The organism is Paenibacillus athensensis, from assembly GCF_004514475.2.
GTDB lineage: Bacteria > Bacillota > Bacilli > Paenibacillales > NBRC-103111 > Paenibacillus_AL > Paenibacillus_AL athensensis.
In genome coordinates, this window is sequence record NZ_MYFO02000008.1 from 206,223 (window position 1) to 225,575 (window position 19,353).

General features: G+C 61.4%; 10 protein-coding genes and 1 pseudogene. All 11 read left to right on the plus strand.

The features are described 5' to 3' along the window. Nucleotides 1–112: 112 nt before the first annotated feature. The 11 genes and pseudogenes from B5M42_RS16160 (at nucleotide 113) to B5M42_RS16210 (ending at nucleotide 19,347) form a co-directional block, all read left to right on the plus strand. Nucleotides 113–709, plus strand: a complete 597-nt coding sequence (locus B5M42_RS16160) for a TetR/AcrR family transcriptional regulator (RefSeq protein WP_167689659.1) — start codon at nucleotides 113–115, stop codon at nucleotides 707–709. 29 nt (nucleotides 710–738) lie between these two features. Further along, on the plus strand, nucleotides 739–4,893 hold the full coding sequence (locus B5M42_RS16165; RefSeq protein WP_167689661.1) for an S-layer homology domain-containing protein: 4,155 nt from the start codon (nucleotides 739–741) through the stop codon (nucleotides 4,891–4,893). A gap of 377 nt (nucleotides 4,894–5,270) precedes the next feature. Then, nucleotides 5,271–8,336 carry a hybrid sensor histidine kinase/response regulator gene (locus B5M42_RS16170; protein ID WP_230632946.1) on the plus strand — a complete coding sequence of 1,022 codons (3,066 nt, stop codon included), beginning with the start codon at nucleotides 5,271–5,273 and terminating at the stop codon, nucleotides 8,334–8,336. Between the two features lie 13 nt (nucleotides 8,337–8,349). Beyond that, the gene (locus tag B5M42_RS16175; RefSeq protein WP_134750407.1) at nucleotides 8,350–9,468 is read left to right on the plus strand and encodes a response regulator; all 1,119 of its coding nucleotides are present in this window, start codon (nucleotides 8,350–8,352) and stop codon (nucleotides 9,466–9,468) included. A gap of 332 nt (nucleotides 9,469–9,800) precedes the next feature. Continuing rightward, nucleotides 9,801–14,102, plus strand: a pseudogene (locus tag B5M42_RS16180) (RCC1 domain-containing protein); the annotation flags it as partial. A 458-nt stretch (nucleotides 14,103–14,560) separates the two neighbouring features. Beyond that, complete coding sequence (locus tag B5M42_RS16185; protein WP_134750411.1) at nucleotides 14,561–14,998, plus strand: MarR family winged helix-turn-helix transcriptional regulator; 438 nt, start codon at nucleotides 14,561–14,563, stop codon at nucleotides 14,996–14,998. 91 nt (nucleotides 14,999–15,089) lie between these two features. Then, entirely contained in the window at nucleotides 15,090–15,716 is a 627-nt protein-coding gene (locus tag B5M42_RS16190) for a nitroreductase family protein (protein WP_134750413.1), read from the plus strand. A 68-nt stretch (nucleotides 15,717–15,784) separates the two neighbouring features. After that, nucleotides 15,785–16,744, plus strand: coding sequence for a ring-cleaving dioxygenase (locus B5M42_RS16195; RefSeq protein WP_134750415.1), 960 nt, complete (start codon nucleotides 15,785–15,787; stop codon nucleotides 16,742–16,744). Next, nucleotides 16,741–17,349 carry an alpha/beta hydrolase gene (locus B5M42_RS16200; protein ID WP_134750417.1) on the plus strand — a complete coding sequence of 203 codons (609 nt, stop codon included), beginning with the start codon at nucleotides 16,741–16,743 and terminating at the stop codon, nucleotides 17,347–17,349. The genes B5M42_RS16195 and B5M42_RS16200 overlap by 4 nt, the downstream gene beginning before the upstream one ends. A 350-nt stretch (nucleotides 17,350–17,699) precedes the next feature. Beyond that, nucleotides 17,700–18,503 (plus strand): ABC transporter permease subunit, encoded by an 804-nt coding sequence (locus B5M42_RS16205; protein WP_134750419.1) that lies wholly within the window; start codon nucleotides 17,700–17,702, stop codon nucleotides 18,501–18,503. Nucleotides 18,504–18,573: 70 nt separating this feature from the next. Beyond that, nucleotides 18,574–19,347, plus strand: coding sequence for an ATP-binding cassette domain-containing protein (locus B5M42_RS16210; protein WP_134750421.1), 774 nt, complete (start codon nucleotides 18,574–18,576; stop codon nucleotides 19,345–19,347). Nucleotides 19,348–19,353 lie beyond the last annotated feature (6 nt).

The window sequence follows — 19,353 nt, forward strand, 5'->3', positions numbered from 1 at the left end:
GACGAATGATAAAGCGTATTTTTATAATTTATTTATATACATTTATAAATGTATTTAAAATATGCGAGCAATGTCTTAGATGAACCGAACATATTGCGGGTGGAGGATTTGCGTGGAAAAAAATAAATTTCAGCTCAAAAGAGAAGCCACCCATCGCCAGCTGCTGGAGGCCGGGCAGCGTTGTTTTGCCGATAAGGGCTTTGCCTCGACGACGATCGGCGATATTGTGGCGCGGACGGGGCATACGAACGGGGCGTTTTATGCGCATTTCAAGACGAAAGAGGAGCTGTTTCTGGAGGTGCTGGACTACCAATTGGACATTACCAAAGGTTGGTCCGACGTGCCCAGGGACTACAGTCCGGCTGATACAACGCTGGAAGCAGTCATTACGGCTACGGTGCAGCGGCTTGGCGAGCTGTTGATGGGCGTCGATAACTGGATCGTGGCGCTGGTCGATTTTTACCAGCAGACGAAGCATGATCCGGCGATGCGGGCGATTTTTCGGGAGAAGTACGGGCAGTGGATTGCCGGGATCGAGAATCTGGTGCGCAACCTGCAAACCGGAGGCTGGATTGCCGCTGATGCCGATGTCCGGCAGCTGGCGATGCAAGTGATTGCTTTTAACGAAGGGTATACGATTTTTTCGGCTTTGTTCGGCGGGACGGACCCGCAGGCGCTGATCGGCGGACTGGTCAAGCTGCTGCGATGACAAGCCGCATTATGGGGGAGATGAAGGGGATGGGATTCAATAAGTCGCGCACGTTCTGCTGGCTATCGGCGGCGCTGCTGACGGTACAACTGGTCGTGCCAGGTCTGCCGGCAGCGGCGGACGAGGTCTGGACGGAGGTGGACACGCCTGCGGAATTAAGCGCGATGCGCAATGATCTGGCGGGCCATTATCGGCTGACGCACGATATCGATTTGGCCGGATATGATGACGGCGACGGCGACGGCTGGCGGCCGGTCGGCAACAGCGTCAGTCCGTTTACCGGCAAGCTGGACGGGAACGGGTTTGTCATCCGTCATATGACGATTGACCGGATCAACGACAATTATGTCGGCTTGTTCGGCACCATCTCGGGAGCGGAGCTTGCCAATGTGCATCTGTCCGGTGCGGTGGTCAAAGGAAACAGCATCGTGGGCGGTATCGCGGGAATGGTGGAGCAGTCCTCGCTGACGCTGTCTTCGTTCGAGGGCCGTGTAACCGGCTCGGGAATGACAGGAGGACTGGTCGGCTATAACAGCCTTTCACGGATTGCTGACAGCTATGCGCAAGGCAGCGTGATCGTAGGCGCATCGCCGACGCACAGCTTCGGCGGCCTGATCGGCTATAGCGCCGGCAATACGGCTTTGCTGGGAGGGGTCGAACGGTCGTATGCCACAGCGGCGGTCGGCGCAGGGACGGATACCGGCGGCTTGATCGGGCGCAAGGACGGCTTTGCCCCCGTGACCTCATCGTATTGGGACATCAGCGCCAGCGGACAAGCCGGTTCGGCGGCCGGAACGGGCCATTTTTTGCAGGAAATGAAGCAAAAGGCGACGTATGCCGGCTGGGATTTTACGGGCAGCGAAACGGTCGACCCCGTGTGGGGGCTGATCGAGCTGGCGACGTATCCGCTGCACTACAACGAGTATCGAAAGGTGGCCCTTTCCGCGCTGACGGTCAAGGATGCCGACGATGCGGTCCAGCCGCTCGACCGCGCCTTTAGCAGCGATTACGGCGTCTATTCGGCGCGCGTGGTGAGCCGGACGGATCATGTCGTCGTAACGGGGGTGCCGCTGAGCCCTTCGTCCGACGTAGCAGTTGACGGAGGCGCGGCGACGAATACGCTGGCGCTGCTGCCGGGGGCCAACGATTTTGACATCCAGGTCAGCGATCCCGACGATCCGGCGAGGTTGAAGGCGGTATACAAGCTGACCATTTACAGAGATGCCGGGACGGCGATGTATCCGCACCGGCTGACAACGGCGGTTCAGCTGGCGCATATCGGTGATGCGGCGTGGGGCTACAGCCTTGATCAGACGTATGAGCTGGACGCGGATCTCGATTTGTCCGGCTATACGTCCGGCGCCGGCTGGTCGCCGATCGGCAGCGAAGCGGAGCCGTTCACGGGCGTGTTTAACGGCAACGATCATACGATTGCCCATCTGAAAATCGATCGCCCGAGCCAGGACGGGGCCGGCTTGTTCGGCTACACGTCGGGAGCCGCCGTGAGCGGACTGGCGCTGCCCGATGCCGATGTGCGCGGCCGGCAATACGCCGGCAGCCTGATCGGCCGGGCCGAGCAAACGGCGGTCAGCGCGGTATCGGCGCTGGGCAGCGTGGCCGCGGACAGCGACGCCGGCGGTCTGATCGGCGCGGCCGATGCGCTGACGACGGTCAGCGAATCGCTGGCCGCAGCGCAGGTAGCCGCAGCGGGCGGCGGCGCGGGCGGTCTGATCGGCTCGGGGGCAGCGCCCGGCGCGGTGACGCACGCGTTCTGGGACGCCGAGCGCAGCGGCCAGTCGACTTCGGCGGGCGGCGGATCGCCGCAGAGCACCGCGGACATGATGCGCGAAGCGACCTACACCGGCTACGGCGGCTCGGTCTGGGCGTTCGGCAGCGGTCACCGCTGGGGCCTGACCGAAGGCGCGGCGTACCCGATGCCGTGGGCCAGCTTCGTCGGCGCAAGCCCGGCCGGGCTGACCGTGACGGCGCCGGGCACGACGGCGACGCTGACGCCGACGGTGTTCGATCCGGCGCAGGGCGTCTATACGGCAGCGCTCGCAGCGCCGGTTGCGCAGGCCGAGGTGACGGTTACGCCGACGGCGGGGCAAGCTGTCGCCATTAACGGCACGCCCGGCGCCACAGCGCTGATCGGGCTGCATCTGGGCGACAATGCGGTCGGCGTCGAGGTGACCGGCGCCAATGGCGCAGCCACCGCCTACCGGCTGAACGTCGCCGTGCCTGCGCCCGTCCCTGCCGGCGTTCAGGCTCCGCCGAACGGCAAGTACGGCATCGGCGCGGAGCTGAGCTGGGTCGTCGCGTATGATTTTGCCGTCGAGGTCGACGCTGCTCATCCGCCGTCCTGGACGATTCAGTTGGACGGGGGCGCGACGGTGGAGGCCGTGTATCAGGGCAAATTCGCGGGCGAAGCAAACAAGCTGCTGTTCGGCTACACGGTTCGCGAAGGCGATACGGCCCTGAGCGGCGCGCAGCCGGCGGCGAGCCTCGTCGCAGCGGCATCGACGGCGGTTACGGCGCTTGGCGATCCCGTGCCGCTGACGCTGCCCGCGCCGCTGCCGGATACGAGCGGCGTGGTGGTCGACGGTGTCGCGCCGCTGCTCGCGCTGACGCCGTCCACGACCGCGCCGACTGCCGGCCCGGTGGCAATTGACGTTGCCGCCGACGGCACCGGGACGGGCATAGATCGGCTCAAATGGGCCAAGGGCGTGCGCGATGCCGCGTATTTTGCCGCAGGGGGTAGCGATGTGACAGGGATGAGCGTGACGGCTAACGACAACGGCAGTTATACCGTCTATGCGGCGGACGAAGCCGGCAATGAAACGGTGGAGACGATCAGCATTGCCAACATCGCGACAGATAAGCCGACGATTGCGCTGGATTTCACGCCTAAGGGCAAAACGCGCTGGGGCGTCGACGTGACGGTCGCTGCAGTGGCCAGCGGCGCGGGCAACAGCCTGCAAACGCTGCGCTGGGCGGCGGGCTCGCTGACGGAGGCCGATTTTGCTTCACCGGTTGTTGGAGCCGATGTGCCGCCGTCGGGGATGTTCCATGTTACGGCGAACGGCTCTTATACGGTGTATGCAGCCGATACGGCTGGCAACGAGCAGACGGCGGTCATTGACATCGCCAACATCGGCGAGACCGCCGGCGGCTCGGCTGGAGCGGGCGGCGCGCCGTCCGTTCCCGCAGCGGGAGCCGGGGCTGCGAAATCGTTCACGGTGCTGCCCGGCATCGACTACGCGCTGGAGCTGGACGGCTTGACCGTGCGGATTCCGGCCGGAGCGCTGGCGCAGACGGCCACGGTTACGCTGGCCGATATGACCGCTGCCGCGGAAAAGCTGCTGCCGGACGACCGCGTGCGGGTCAGCGGCGTGTATGAGGTGACGAAGGATGTGCCGGGCTTGTTTGCGATTCCGGTGCAGCTGGAGCTGGCGTTGTCGGACAGCGCAGCGGGCGCCGGCGGGCGTCCGGTGCTCGCCTACTATAACGAGCAGTCGAAGGCGTGGATCGAGATGGGCGGGACGACGACCGGCAGCGTGCTGACCGGGAAAACGGATCATTTTACGAAATTTGCCGTTTTCCTTACCGCAGCGGAAGCCGAGCCAGTGCCGACGCCGGACGTCAGCTTCAGCGATATTCGCGGGCATTGGGCGGAAGCCGCCATCCGCGACGGTGCGGGCCGCGGCTGGATCGACGGCTATCCGGACGGAGCTTTCCGGCCGGATGAGCCGGTAACGCGCGCGGAATTCGCGCTGATGCTGGAGCGTGCGCTGTCGGCAGACGGCGATGCCGCAGAAGCGGCGGATTTCCGCGACGGTCCGCTCATTCCGGGCTGGGCCCGGGCGGCAGTAGCCCGCGCGGTGCGAAGCGGCTGGATCGACGGCTATCCGGACGGCACGTTCCGGCCCGCCGCGTTCATCAGCCGGACGGAAGCGGCGGTGCTGATCGCCCGGGCGGGCGGGGCGGAAACGCCGGCGGCGGCGGCGCCGTTTGCCGACGACGCGGCGATTGCCGACTGGGCGAAGCCGTACATCGAAGCGGCGCGCGAAGCCAAGCTTGTCGAGGGGCAAGCCGGCGGCCGCTTCGAGCCGGATGCGTTAACGACAAGAGCGGAAGCGGTTGTGTGGTTATTGCGTGTATCCGCGTATGTGAACGGAGCAGAGTAAGAATCGGAAGCTCGCGGCCTTAAAGCCGCAGCCGGATTAAGCAGAGGACCTGACAGGCGCGAAGGCGCGCTGCGGGTCTTTTTGCATGTATACGTTCCATGCAGGCGAAGGGGCCTCGCAGGTTCGTTCAGGGTAACCGGCGGCAACCTGAACACAAGGGGCTTTCGCACCGGCTTTCGCGCCAGAAGCTCGCACCAGTCTTCGCCTCTCGCCTAAGCCCCTTGCATCAAGCGCTCGAACAGCGCGGCACCAGCGCGAACTCCGGCTTCAGCAGAGGTCCGGGCGTTGAGAGTTTTTTGTGAGACGACCGTGCTATAATGACGGTATTGAACGATGGGGGAAGTGAACGAGCTTTGCGAGCCGAGCAGCTCCGGCGGGTGGCCGGAATTTTTGTCCTGTTTGTGATGTCAATCGTGCTGTTGGGGACGGTCTATATGCAATCGCCGCTTCGCGATGATGCGCCAAAAGCCGTTCGCGGCGTACTCGATTTGTCCGGCTGGAGTCTGGAACGTCAGGGGATGGTCCTGCTGGACGGCGAATGGGAGTTTTATCCGGACAAGCTGCTGGGGCCTGACGATTTTCGCCGCGGTGGCACCGGGCCGGGCGATCGGCGTTATGTCGCGGTGCCGGGGACGTGGAAATCCGGCAGTCTGGACGCTTACGGCGTGAAGCGTAAGGGTGCGGGGACTTATCGGCTTGTTGTCCGGCTTTCCGGAAAGGAAGCCGATCTTGGCTTGCGTATGGTCAGTGTGCGCATGGCGCACAGTTTGTTCGTCGATGGCGTGTTGAAGGGGCAGAGCGGTGTTCCCGCGGTCGATCCGGGAGCTTTTAAGCCGGGCAATACGCCGTATACGACCTATTTTCATACACACGTGCCGCAAGTAGAGCTGATCGTACAGGTCGCTAATTACAATTTTGTCACCGGCGGTCTTGTGAATTCGATGGAATTCGGTTTGGCGCAGGACGTGTCCAAGCTGACCTATCTGCGGCTGGGCAGCGACATTGGCGTCATCATGCTGCTGAGCGTGTTCGGGGCGTACCAACTGGGTTTGTATGCGCTTGGCAGGAGAGACAGGGCATACGCTTACAGCGGACTGTTCATGCTGCTCCTGGATGTGAATTACTCGTTGTACCATGAAAAAGTGGCGCAACGACTGCTCCCGCACGCCCCGTTCGAGCTACTGTACAAGCTGCTCGATTTCGGTCAATTCGGCAGCGAGATCGTCTTCGTGCTGTTTCTGCATGCGATCGAGCCGAGGCTGATGTCCCGCCGTCTGCTGCACGGAGGGCTTGCTCCGTTTTACGGCTATTTGGCCGCTGTGCTGACGCTGCCTTACGCCTGGCACAGCGACGTCAAGTATGCGGTTACGCTATATCAATTTGCGTTCGTGCTGCTGCTGCTGGCAAGGATGACGTATCTATTCGTGACGAGCCGGAGGGAGAAGGCGGAGCGGACGGAGCTGGTGCTGCTGATCTGCGGCCTGATTTTTATGGCGGTGCATCTGGTCAATTCGGCGCTATATTCGGAAAATATCGTGTTTAGCAATTTTGGAACCAAGCTGGGCGTCATCGGATTTGTTATCATGATGGCTGTGGTGCTGGCCAAACGCTACTCCAATTCTTTTCAGCGCTCCGAGCAGCTTGCTGCGGAGCTGCTGCGGGCCAACCGTCTGAAGGACGAGCTGCTGCTTAATACGTCGCACGAGCTGAAAACGCCGCTTCACGGCATCATGAACATGGCGGCCCATCTGCTGCAGGAGGAGCCGGATGCGTTCAAGCCGGAGAACAAGCGCCACCTGTGGATGATTCAGGATACGGCGCAAAAGCTGTCCCTGCTCGTGCGCGATTTGATCGATCTGGCGCGTCTCAAGCATGACGATTTGCAGCTCGAACCGGTGCCTGTCGACTTGCGCACGGCTGCCGAGCTGGCGCTGGAGCTGCTGCGCTTTGAGCTGGGCGGCAAGCCGGTGCGGCTGGAGAACCACGTTGAGGCCGGGCTGTGGGCGCTGGCTGACGAGAATCGGCTGCGTCAGGTGCTATACAACGTGATTCATAACGCGATCAAGCATACCGGGAGCGGCTTCATTCGGGTGACAGCCGGCCAAGCCGCTGGGCTGGCTGTTATCTCCGTGGAGGACACGGGAAGCGGCATTGTTCAGGAGCGGCACGAGACGATCTTCAATTATTTGGAGCGCGGACACGAGCGGCCGGCCGGGCGCGACGATACGGGACTTGGCGTAGGCTTGTACATGAGCCGCGTGCTTGTCGAGCGCATGGGCGGCACGATCGCCGTTGCCTGGTCGGAGCCGGGGGCCGGAACGCGAATCACCTTTACGCTGCCGCTGACTGCTGGCGTTGCAACGGCTGGGGAAAGCGGCGGCCGGCAGGCGCTGCCGCAGCGGCCGTATGTCGACAGCGTGCCGCTGGACATCCAGCGCGGCCATGCTCAGACGATTCTCGTTGTCGATGACGAAGCCTCGAATATCCATGTGCTGCTGAATCTGTTAAGCCGCCAGCCTTACAATGTGATTACGGCATTTTCGACGAAAGAGGCGTTGTTCAAGCTGAAGCTGCAGCCTAAGATCGACCTGGTCATCACGGACGTGATGATGCCCGAGAGCTCGGGTTTCGAGCTGTGCCGTAAGCTGCGCGGGCAATATTCGATCGTCGATTTGCCGATTTTGCTCGCGACAGTCAAGGATGCTCCGGAGGATGTTGCGCTCGGTTATCAGGCGGGGGCGAACGATTACGTGACGAAGCCGTTCAGCGGCGAAACGCTGCTGGCCCGCATCCAGACGCTGCTGGCGATGAAGACGGCGTTCCGGCAGGCGGTCAGCAACGAGCTGGCATTTCACCAGGCGCAGATCAAGCCGCATTTTTTGTATAACGCTCTAAGCAGCGTCATCTCTTTTTGCTATACGGATGGCGAGCAAGCTGCTCGTCTGCTGACGATGCTCAGCCAATATTTGCGCTACATTCTTGAAACCGACAGGCTGACGCTGTTCGTACCGCTGCACCGGGAGCTGGAGCTGGTTCATGCCTATATCGAAATCGAGCATGCGCGCTTCGGCGATGCGTTTGCCTTTCGCTGCGAGGTTGACGAAGGGCTGGAGGATATGCCGATCCCGTCGCTGTGCATCCAGCCGTTTGTCGAAAACGCGCTGCGCCACGGGCTGTTCGAAAAGGAGGAGCAAGGTACGGTCACGCTGGGCATTTACAGACGGATGAAGCATATTCAGGTGATTGTGACGGATAACGGCGCGGGTATGGGGGAGGAGCGGCTGCGCGCAGCGCTGTCCGGCGAGCTGGTAGACGGCGGCATCGCGATTCCGAACATTCGCAGGCGGTTGGAAACGATTTCCGGAGCGTCGTTGTCGATGCAGTCCGAACCCGGTATCGGCACGGAGGTTACGCTGCTGCTGCCTATAGAGTCGGTTGAATGAGGAGGGGATGCGGATGTTCACAGCCATCATCGTAGAGGATGAAAAGCCGAATCTGGAGCTGATGAAGGTGATTATCGGACGGAGCGGCCACTATGAGATTGTCGGCGCCTTTGCGAGTCCGCTGGACGCTCTGGAAGCGTTGAAGGCGTCTGACGGCGGGCAGATGCCGGATGTCGCCTTTATCGACGTGGAGATGCCGCGGATGAACGGGCTGGAGCTGGCCCGTCGCATTCGCGAGCATTGTCCGCAGACAGAGGTTGTGTTTACGACGGCCTACAAGGAATACGCGGTCAGCGCATTTGAGGTGGCGGCGCTCGATTATTTGCTCAAGCCGGTGACGCCAGCCGGCGTCCAGCGCGTCACCTCCCGGCTCACGGCCAAGCGGCGCCCGGCGTCCAGCGAGCCGCCTGCCGCCAACGAACCGTTAATCCGCTGCTTCGGCGGTCTGGAGGTGCGCGGCGCTTCGGGCAGCCTGGTCCGGTTTCCGACCCGCAAGGCCGAGGAGCTGTTTGCATATTTGCTGTGTCATCCCAACCGCGATATCGGCAAGTGGCTGCTCGCCGATATGCTGTGGCCGGAAATGAGCGAGGAGCGGGTATCGCACAATTTGCATAACACGGTTTATTTGCTGAAAAAGCTGCTCAAGGAACACGCCATAGAGATGGATATTGGCAAAACGGGCGAGGGCTATGTGCTGGATACGGGCAAGCTGCTGTACGATGTGCTCGATTTTCAGCGTGGGGCTGACGCGCCGTTCGATGAAGCACGCGCCGAGCGAATATGCGCTCTTTACAGGGGGCCGCTGCTTGAGGGAAAACCTTACGTATGGAAGGCGGCAGAGGAGCAAATTTACAGCAGCAAGTATTCCGCGATCGTTCAGCGGCTGGCGCAGCGCGAGCTGGACGCCGGCCGGTCGGAACGGGCGGAGCTGTGGCTCAACGCTTGTATCGCGCTGGAGCCGCTGAACGAGGAGATAAACGAGCTGTTGTTCGAAGCGTACGCGCGCCGCGGCAGCAAGGAGAAGCTGGCGTCGTCGTACGCGCGCTTCGCGGCGGCTTATCGCGAGGAGCTGGCGCTGGAGCCGCCTGAGCGCATGCAGCGCAAGATTGAGGCGTATTTGGACGCGTTGTAGGGAAAAGGCCGCAGTACGGGGAGAATCAGCCCCCACACTGCGGCCTTTTTCTTCCGCTGCGCGCGCGATTGCCGCAGCGTGGCGCCGGGGGTGCAGAGGCACTCAGCCCCGATCGGCACCTTATGAGTTTTTTGTGAGACCCTGCTGCTACGCTGTCGATAGGCGCGAGATCGGACAGTTGCGGCCCGGACAGGCTGGTGCGGTTGGCCTGACGTCTGCAGATCCCGACGCCTGCACATCACAACAAGAAGGGACGAAACTTCGTGCTAAAAAAAGGAATTAATGGCATTTTATGCGGGGTGCTCGTTTTGTATGCGCTGGCCGTTGGCTTGATGCCGGCCTCTGCCGGCGCTGCGGCGCCGGTGTTTAAAAGCGTGGCGGCAGGCAGCAGCTATTCACTGGCGCTGACCACGACCGGCACGGTCTGGTCCGTAGGTTACAATGCGCAAGGCCAGCTCGGCAACGGCACCACGACCGACCTGACGATTGCCGCGCCAATCAGCGGGCTGAGCAGCGTGACCGCTGTAGCGTCAGGAGGCAGCTACAGCGCAGTGCTGAAATCGGACGGGACCGTGTGGACTTGGGGCGACAATTCCGACGGTCAGCTCGGGAACGGCAGCACGACGGCTTCTAGTGTTCCGGTTCAGGTTAGCGGCCTGAGCGGCGTCAAAGCGATCGCTGCCGGCGACACGCACATGCTGGCCTTGAAAACCGACGGCACGGTCTGGGCTTGGGGCTCCAACAATCGCGGCCAGCTCGGCACGGGCAATACGACCGACCGGACGACGGCGATCCAGGTCAGTGGCCTGACGAGTGTAAAGTCGATTACGGCCGGCTCCGAGTTCTCCGCGGCGGTAAAAACCGACGGCACGGTCTGGGTTTGGGGCTTCAATTATTACGGCCAGTTCGGCGATGGCACCACCACCTACAACCGCACTTCGCCGGGCCAGGTGCCGGGCTTGACGGGCGTCGACAAGCTGGCTCTCGGCGTCGGCTACCACATTGTGGCGCTGACAACCGACGGCGAGCTGTGGGCCTGGGGAAGCAATTACGCCGGGCAATTGGGCGACGGCACAGCGACAAATACGGATTGGAACCGGAAAAGCAAGGTGCCGGTTAGGGTGAAGGACCCTGCGGGGACGGGGTTTTTAAGCAATGTTACCGAAGTGGCGACGGGCTTTCTGTTCACTTTGGCCAAAACGTCGGACGGGCAGCTTTACGCTTGGGGCGACTGCCAGGCCGGCCAGCTCGGCATTGGCGTCAGCCACGGCAGCAGCTTTACAGCCCGCCCCGTTGCCGTGCAAAAAACGTCGATGGCCGTTTTATTTAACAATGCATCGACGATGGCAGCCGGTGGCAACCACTCGATTGCAGTCGATGCCGACGGCAAGGTATGGGCGTGGGGCAACAGCTCCAACAGCTTGTTGGGTGTAGCCAGCGGCGGCAACGGCGTTATCACGCGTCCGCTTCCGTTTATCGGCACACCTGCGGCAACGGCTGTGGCAGCAGCGGCAAGCTTGACTCCGACAGCCGGCAGCAGCAACGCGATCACGCTGACGGTGCTCGATAGCTTGGGTGGCACGGATACGAGCTTTACCGGCTCGAAGCAGGTGACGATATCCGGCGTCGCTGCAGCGCCGGACAGCAGCTACGGCAGCTTTGGCGGTGTGACCTTGACCGCGGCCAGTCAGACGGTTGCGGTCTCGTTCACAAGCGGCACGGCTTCTCCCGCGCTTAAACTGAACAAAGCTGCCGCGCAAACGATCGGCTTCAGCATTGCGGGCGTGACGACCCCGGCTGCGAACAGTTTGTCGATTACGCCGACAGCCGGAGCGGCAACCGCGCTGGCTGTGACGACGCAGCCAGTGCCCGGCGCACTAAGTAAGGACGCGTTCAGCACGCAGCCGGCCGTGACGCTCAAGGATGCCTACGGGAACGTAGCGGCCAGTGGTCCGTCGGCGACGGCGGTCGTGACGGCTACTGCCCGTTCCGGCACCGGACAGTGGACGATCGGCGGTACGACGACGGCGACGGCTGTGGCCGGCGTAGCCACTTTTACGAATCTGACCAGTACGATGGTGACGGCCGGCAACGGCAAAATCGGCTTTAGCGTTGGCGCGGTGACGATGGACAGCGCGGTATTTACGATTCCGTCGCCGCCGATCAAGACGCTGACGGCCGATACCACCGACAACAGCGTAGATCACGACATCGAGATAATGTTCGCGGCTGATCCGGATTTTGAAGCGGCGATAACCGGCGTCAGCTTTAACGGTGCGGCACTGGCTCCCGGTGCGGACTATACGGTCGGCAGCGGTGTCATTACGCTCAAGCCGTCCGGCGGCCATGCGGCGCTGACGTCGGCGGCGACGGCTAATGTCGTCGTCAAGGCGAGCGAATACGGCGACTCTGCGGTATCGCAAACGATCACTGCCGGCGTTGCAACCCGTCTCGCCGTCACGGTCCAGCCTGTGCCGGGTGCGGCGAGCGGCGATGCATTCGCCATCCAGCCCGTGGTTGCGCTGAAGGACCAATACGGCAATATCGCCAAGGACGGTCCTTCAGCGGCGGATGCCGTAACGGCCAGCGCCAAGGCAGGCACCGGCCAGTGGACGCTCGGCGGCGCCGCAACGGTCGCAGCCTCCTTGGGCACGGCGTCGTTCGGCGATTTGACGAGCACGCTGGCGGCTTATGGGACGGGCTTTATCACGTTCACAAGCGGCTCGCTATCGGCGGACAGCAGCGAATTTACGATTCCGCCGACGATTCCGGACGCGCCAGCCCTGCAAACCGCCACGCCGGGCGATACCCGCGTGGAGCTTAGCTGGCTGGGGGTGCAAGGAGCGGCAGGCTACAAAATTTTCAAAAGATCAACGTCCGGCAGCGATTATTCGCTCGTACATACGACCGGCGCCAACACCAGCCGCTACGTGGTGGAAGGGCTTGAGAACGGCACGACGTATTATTTTGTGATTCAGGCGACGAATACGGCGGGTGACAGCCCGAACTCGGCCGAGCTTGAGGCGCTGCCGCAGATGCCGCCACCGGGGACTCCGCAGCTTGCCGCGGACCAAGCCGGCAACGCCGAGGTGTGGATCAGTTGGCCAGCCGTGCCGGACGCTTTCGCCTACAAGGTATTCATGACGACGGATTCGGGCGCTTACGGGCTGCCGATTGCCACAGTGACCGATTCGGTTTATGAGGCGGTGTACAGCTACCATGCCACCGGATTGACGAACGGCACCGTTTATTATTTTGCCGTTCTGGCGAATAACCCGGGCGGCGACAGCGCCTTGTCCAACGAGGTCAGCGCTCTGCCGAGAACCGTGCCGGGGGCTCCGACCGCCGTTAAGGTATTCGCCGAGGACAAACGGGTAACGGTATCGTTCACGTCTCCGTCCGACAATGGCGGCGCTGAAATTACGCGGTATGTGGTTACGGCGAATCCGGGAGGCAAGACGGTACAGGGCAGCGGAACGCCGTTGGTGGTTACCGGGCTGCAAAATGGTGCGACCTATACATTTACCGTACAGGCGGTTAATGCGGTTGGCTTGAGCGAGCCGTCCGAGCCGTCTCCTGCTGCGGTGCCACACGCTCCGCAGCTCTCGCCGCCGAGTGTGGTGCCCCCGACGACTCCGTCGAACGGCTCCACGGACGTCGAAATTTTCGTGAACGGCAAATCCGAGCAGGCCGGATCGGCAACGACGAGCGTCGAAGCCGGCCGCAGGACGACAACCGTGATCGTGGACGAAGCGAAGCTGTACCGCAAGCTGGACAGCGAAGGTGAACGCCCGGTCATCACGATTCCCGTACCGGGAACGGGCGATACAGCCATCGGCGAACTGAACGGCCAGATGGTCAAAACGATGGAGGGCAAGCAGGCGACTGTCGAGTTTAAAACGGAAACGGCTACGTACCGCATCGCTGCCGGTCAGCTCGATATCGGAGCTTTGGCCGCCAAGCTGGGCAAGGATGTGCCGCTGCAGGACATCAAGCTGCAGATCGCCATTGCCAAGGCCGACGAGCAGCAGATGCACAAGGCTGAAAAAGCGGCGCGGGAGAACGGTTTTACGCTTGCATCCGCTCCGGTTGAATTCAAGATAACCTGGGCCTATGGCGGTCAGAGCGGCGAGCTTGCGGCTTTTCGTTCCTATGTGGAACGCACGGTTGCTTTGCCGGAGGGGGGCGACCCCAACCGGATTACGACCGGGATCGTCGTGGAGCCAGACGGCTCGGTACGCCATGTTCCAACAAAAGTGACGGTCGTGAACGGGACGTATACGGCGCAGATGAATTCCTTGACTAACAGCACGTATGCATTGGTCTGGAATCCGGTCTCCTACCACGATATGACTGCGCACTGGGCGAAGGCTGACGTTGAGGACATGGGCTCCAGAATGATTGTGAACGGCGTTGGCGGTAATCGCTTCGAGCCGGACCGTTCTGTCACGCGTGCGGAATTTGCAGCGATGCTTGCTCGCGGTCTTGGTCTTGCCCCGTCAGCGAGTCCAAGCGGCTCGTTCACGGACGTGCCCGCCTCTTCCTGGTACGCCGGCTATGTGGAAGCCGCTTATGCTGGCGGTCTGGTCGATGGTCTGGAGACCGGACGCTTCGCGCCCGAGGCAGCGATTACGCGCGAGCAAGCTGTGACCATGCTGGGCAGAGCGATGAAGCTGACCGGCATGTTGCAGACGCTGGGCGAAGGCGATATTCATGCGCTACTGGCGGGCTATGCGGACGGGGAACGCGTCAGCGGCTACGCGCAAGCTGCGATGGCGGTGGCGCTGAACATCGGACTGGTCAGCGGACGCAGTCAAACGTCGCTGGCTCCGGCAGCGGAAATCAGCCGCGCAGAGGTTGCCGTACTGATCAGCCAACTACTGCGGCAATCCGATTTGATTTAGCCTGAGCCTTTGTTATCCGGGACCGGCAGCCGTTATACGCTGCCGGTCTTTTTGACGTTCAAGGCAAGTCACGCAGCCTCAAGCGCAGCGTCGTGAACTGAAAGAGCGCGCTCTTGACATCACGCTGCAAATGATTTATCTTTAATTTAAGATATTTGACATCGAGATAACGAATCGGGGTGAAGGTCATGTCGACAGAGGAACAAGCGGCTTCTCTCAAGCTGCTGGTCGTATTGTCCAAGGCATACAAGACGATTTTTGATTTGTCGATCAAGAATATGAAGCAGCACGGGTTGTCACCGTCGGAGTTTATGATTCTGGAGGTGTTGTATAACAAGGGGCGTTATCCGCTGCAGCAAATCGGCGAGAAGATTTTGATTACGAGCGGCAGCGTGACCTACAACATCGACAAGCTGGCGAACAAGCAGCTGATTCGCAGAGTTCCTTGTGAAGCCGACCGGCGGATTATTTATGCCGAGCTGACCGATGAGGGGCGGAGGCTGTTTGATCGGGTATTTCCGCTGCATGCAGAGGTAATGACTGAAGTGCTTCAGGGCTTGTCCTTAGACGAGAAGCTGCAGGCGACGGAGCTGCTCAAACGGTTGGGCAAAGGAGCGGAGCGCTAGCGACGGGCTGGCGGGCATTTTTGCCGGACTAATACTTTGGATTTAAGATAATGAATGTCAAACGAAAAACAAATGAGAGCAGGTGGCACGGATGAGCGAATTGAATCAAGTGGTGACAGCGCGCCGGTCGGCGATGAAGTTTATTCCGGGGGTGGAAATTGCTCAAGAGGAGCTGGACGAGATGTTCGGCTTGGCGAAGTATGCGCCGTCGGCGTTTAATTTGCAGCATGCCCATTATGTGGTCGTCAAGGACGGGGCGCGCAAGCAGGCGGTGTATGAAGCGGCGTTCAAGCAGTACAAGGTGCAGTCGGCATCGGCGGCCATCGTCGTGCTGGGCGATCTGGAAGCCTACAAGAACGTGGGAGCGATTAACGAAGGTTTGCTGAATCTGGGCATGATGAGCAAGCAGGAGTATGACGCGACGGTGGCTTCGGTCATCGGCATTTACGAGGGACGCGGTCAGGCGTTCCAGCACGAGGAGGCGGTGCGCAACGCCAGCCTGTCGGCGATGCAGTTCATGCTGATTGCCAAGGACAAGGGCTGGGATACCTGCCCGATGATCGGCTTCGATCCCGAAGCGATGCGCAAGGCGCTGAGCATTCCCGACCGCTACGTGCCGGTGCTGCTGATTACAATCGGCAAAGAGGATGCTTCGCGGCCCAGACCGCGCGGCTACCGCAAGCCTGTCGGCGAATTCGTTACGTATGACGGATTTTGAGCACAATAGCAGCATAAGCACGTCCATAGAGAGCAGATCCGATCAGGATCCTAAAGGAGTGGAGCGAGATGACGATGCAAACCGCAGGCATTCACCACATTACGGCTTTTGCCGCCGATCCGCAGCGGAATGTTGATTTTTATGCCGGGGTGCTAGGGCTCAGGCTGGTGAAAAAAACGATTAATTACGACGCGCCCGAGGTGTATCATCTGTATTTCGGCGATCAGGCCGGCAGTCCGGGAACGATCATTACCTTTTTCCCGTGGCCGGAAGCGCGGCGGGGAGCGGCTGGCGGCGGCCAGGTCGGGTTGACGACGTTCGTCGTTCCCGAAGGGGCGCTTGGCTATTGGGAGGAGCGGCTGCAGCGCTTGGGGATCACGCCGATGAAAGCGGCGCGGTTCGGCGAGGCGTATCTGCAGTTCACCGATCACGAGGGCCTGCATCTGGAGCTGGTGGAACGCGCGGCCGGGCCGGGCAGTGAGTGGGCGGACGGCGGCGTGCCGCTGGCGTATGCAATCAAGGGCTTCGGCGGGGCGGTGCTGTACAGCACCGATGCTCCGGGCACGATGCAGACGCTGGAGCAGGTGCTCGGGCTGGAGCGCGTCGGCGAAGACGTCGGCTTTGTCCGCTTCCGCGCGCAAGCTGCGCTCGGCAATATCATCGATGTGCCGCAGACAAGCGTAAGCCGCGGGCGCGGCGGAGCGGGCACGGTGCATCACATCGCCTGGCGGGCGCAGGATGCGGACGAGCACCGCGAATGGCAGCGCCGGGTGGCGGCCAGCGGCTTTCAGCCGACGGCGTTGATCGACCGGCAATATTTTCACGCGTTGTATTTCCGCGAAAGCGGCGGCATTTTGTTCGAGATTGCGACCGACCCGCCGGGATTCGCCGTCGACGAGGCGCCGGGCGAGCTGGGCTCGCGGCTGATGCTGCCGCGGTGGCTGGAAGGCCGCCGCTCTGCGATTGAAGCTCAGCTGCAGCCGATTGAGGTCAAACCGCCAGTGGAGATGGAGGGGAGTCAGCCATGATTCATCTGTACGAGCCGGCTACACAAGCCGATTTGCCAACGCTGGTGCTGCTGCACGGCACTGGAGCGAACGAGCGCGATTTGCTGCCGCTGGCGGCGCATATCGCCCCGGGAGCGGGGCTGCTGGCGCTGCGCGGCAATGTGTCGGAGAACGGCATGCTGCGGTTTTTCCGGCGCATTGCGGAAGGCGTGTTCGACGAGGAGGACCTTGTCTTCCGGACGCGCGAGCTGTATGCATTTCTCGATGAGGCGGCTGACCGCTACGGACTGAACCGCAGACGGTTCGTTGCGCTTGGTTATTCGAACGGAGCGAACATCGCCGCAAGTTTGCTGCTGCATTACAGCGATGCGTTCCAGGGGGCGATGCTGCACCATCCGATGGTGCCGATTCGCGGCGTCGGGCCCGCGGACATCAGCGGCCTGCCTGTGTTTATTGGCGCGGGGCGCAATGATCCGATCTGCAAGCCGCAGGAGACGGAGGAGCTGACGGGCATGCTGCGGCAGGGCGGCGCGGAGGTCGAGGTGCACTGGGAATACGCCGGGCATCACTTGACGGCGAGCGAAGCGGATGCTGCGGCGGCGTGGTTCGGCAAGCAGTTTGCCTGAGGTGCAGCAATCGGCTCGGCGAGGGCTTGGCTAGCGCAGGAACAGGAGCCTGAACAGCCGGTCCGAAAGCAGAGAGGATCGCCGGAAACGGCTTCAAGGGGGAATCGTCCCGCTTGGAGCTGTTTTTTTGTGACAATAAGAGGTTGTAAAAATAATCATTGACGCCCGCTCCGCCCGGTGCTAGTATAGGTTATATCTTAATCCGAGTAAACGGATATGAATTGTATAAAATAAGTCCGCCGGACCACTGGAGACTTCCTTTCACACCTGCTGCCCATGCAGCCGGAGCGAATCAGGGGGTCTTTTTGTTATTCCGGTTGCCGGCTTCAACGAAGAGAGGAATGACGGGTATGAGCCGAGATCGTAATCGCAATCCAAGCAACTGGAGCAAAAACTGGCGTTACCGCTGGCAGCCTTGGGTGATTCCCCTGCTGGTGATCGCGTTCTGGCAGGTGTCGGGCTGGGCTGGATGGCTGTCGCAGCGCATTTTGCCGACGCCGTGGGAGGTTGTAAAGGCGCTTGTCGACGTGATTGGCGACGGGACGCTGCTGGCGTATGTGGCTATCAGCACGAAGCGGGCGTTTCTGGGCTTTGCGATCGGCGGAGGGGTCGCTTTTATCCTCGGGCTGCTGAACGGGCTGTTCCCGGTGGCGGAACGCTATCTCGATTCTTCGGTGCAGATGGTGCGAACGATTCCGCATTTGGCGATGATTCCGCTCGTGATCATGTGGTTTGGCATCGGCGAGCCGTCCAAGCTGTTTCTGGTTTCGCTGGGCGTGGCTTTTCCGATTTATCTGAACACCTTTCACGGTATCCGCTCGGTCGATCCGGGGCTGATCGAGATGGGGCGCGTGTACGGCTTGCGGCGCTTGTCGCTGTTCGTCAAGGTGATTTTGCCGGGAGCGCTGTCGCACATTTTGCTCGGCATTCGTTTTTCGCTTGGCATTATGTGGCTGAGCCTGATCGTGGCCGAGACGATTGCCGCCGATTCGGGGATCGGCTACATGGCGACGCACGCTAGAGAGTTTATGCAAATGGACGTCGTTGTGCTGTGCGTTATTTTGTACGCGCTGCTCGGCAAGTTGTCCGATCTGGCAGCCAAATGGTGCGAACGGCGCTGGCTGCAGTGGCATCACCATTTTGCACAATCATAAGCAATGAAGCGGAAACGGGAAGGCCGGGAACGAATTCTCGCGAATACAGGGAACAAGGAGGCGCACAACGATGAGCGCGAAAAACGGGGGCACCCAACTGCATATTCGCCATGTGAGTAAAATTTTTGGTCCGACGCAGGTGCTGTCGGGCATCGATCTGACAATCAGACCGGGCGAGTTCGTCGCGGTCGTCGGACGCAGCGGTTGCGGCAAGAGCACCTTGCTGCGGCTGATTGGCGGGCTCGATCGGGCCAGCGGCGGGACGATTCTCGCCGATGCGCAGACGATCAACGGCATTCACGCCGACACACGCGTGTTATTTCAGGATTCGCGGCTGCTGCCGTGGAAGAAGGTTGTCGATAATGTCCGGATCGGCGTCAGGTCCGGCGACAAGGCGCTGGCGCATGCGGCGCTGCAGCTTGTGGGGCTGGAGCAGAAGGCGGGCGAGTGGCCGGCCGTGCTCTCCGGGGGCCAGCGCCAGCGGGTGGCCCTCGCCCGGGCTCTGGCCGGTCATCCGCGATTGCTGCTGCTCGATGAGCCGCTCGGCGCGCTGGACGCGCTGACACGCATTGAAATGCAGCAGCTGATCGAGCGGCTGTGGCTGGAGCAGCAGTTCACTGTGCTGCTGGTGACGCACGATGTCAGCGAGGCTGTGGCGCTGGCCGACCGGGTGATCGTGATCGAGGACGGCAAGGTTGGCCTCGACGTGCGGATTTCATTGCCGCGTCCGCGCGAGCACGACAGCGGGTTTGCTCATTTCGAGAAGCTGATTCTCGACCGTCTGTTAGTGAAGCAGCCGTATGAATTTGCCGCAAGCCGGCGTGAAGACAGCTTTTCCATTTAATTTGCG

Coding starts and splice junctions, on each gene's coding strand:
- B5M42_RS16165 (WP_167689661.1), top strand. CDS start 739: ATGGGATTCAATAAGTCGCGCACGTTCTGCTGGCTATCGGCGGCGCTG.
- B5M42_RS16175 (WP_134750407.1), top strand. CDS start 8,350: ATGTTCACAGCCATCATCGTAGAGGATGAAAAGCCGAATCTGGAGCTG.
- B5M42_RS16185 (WP_134750411.1), top strand. CDS start 14,561: ATGTCGACAGAGGAACAAGCGGCTTCTCTCAAGCTGCTGGTCGTATTG.
- B5M42_RS16190 (WP_134750413.1), top strand. CDS start 15,090: ATGAGCGAATTGAATCAAGTGGTGACAGCGCGCCGGTCGGCGATGAAG.
- B5M42_RS16195 (WP_134750415.1), top strand. CDS start 15,785: ATGACGATGCAAACCGCAGGCATTCACCACATTACGGCTTTTGCCGCC.
- B5M42_RS16200 (WP_134750417.1), top strand. CDS start 16,741: ATGATTCATCTGTACGAGCCGGCTACACAAGCCGATTTGCCAACGCTG.
- B5M42_RS16205 (WP_134750419.1), top strand. CDS start 17,700: ATGAGCCGAGATCGTAATCGCAATCCAAGCAACTGGAGCAAAAACTGG.
- B5M42_RS16210 (WP_134750421.1), top strand. CDS start 18,574: ATGAGCGCGAAAAACGGGGGCACCCAACTGCATATTCGCCATGTGAGT.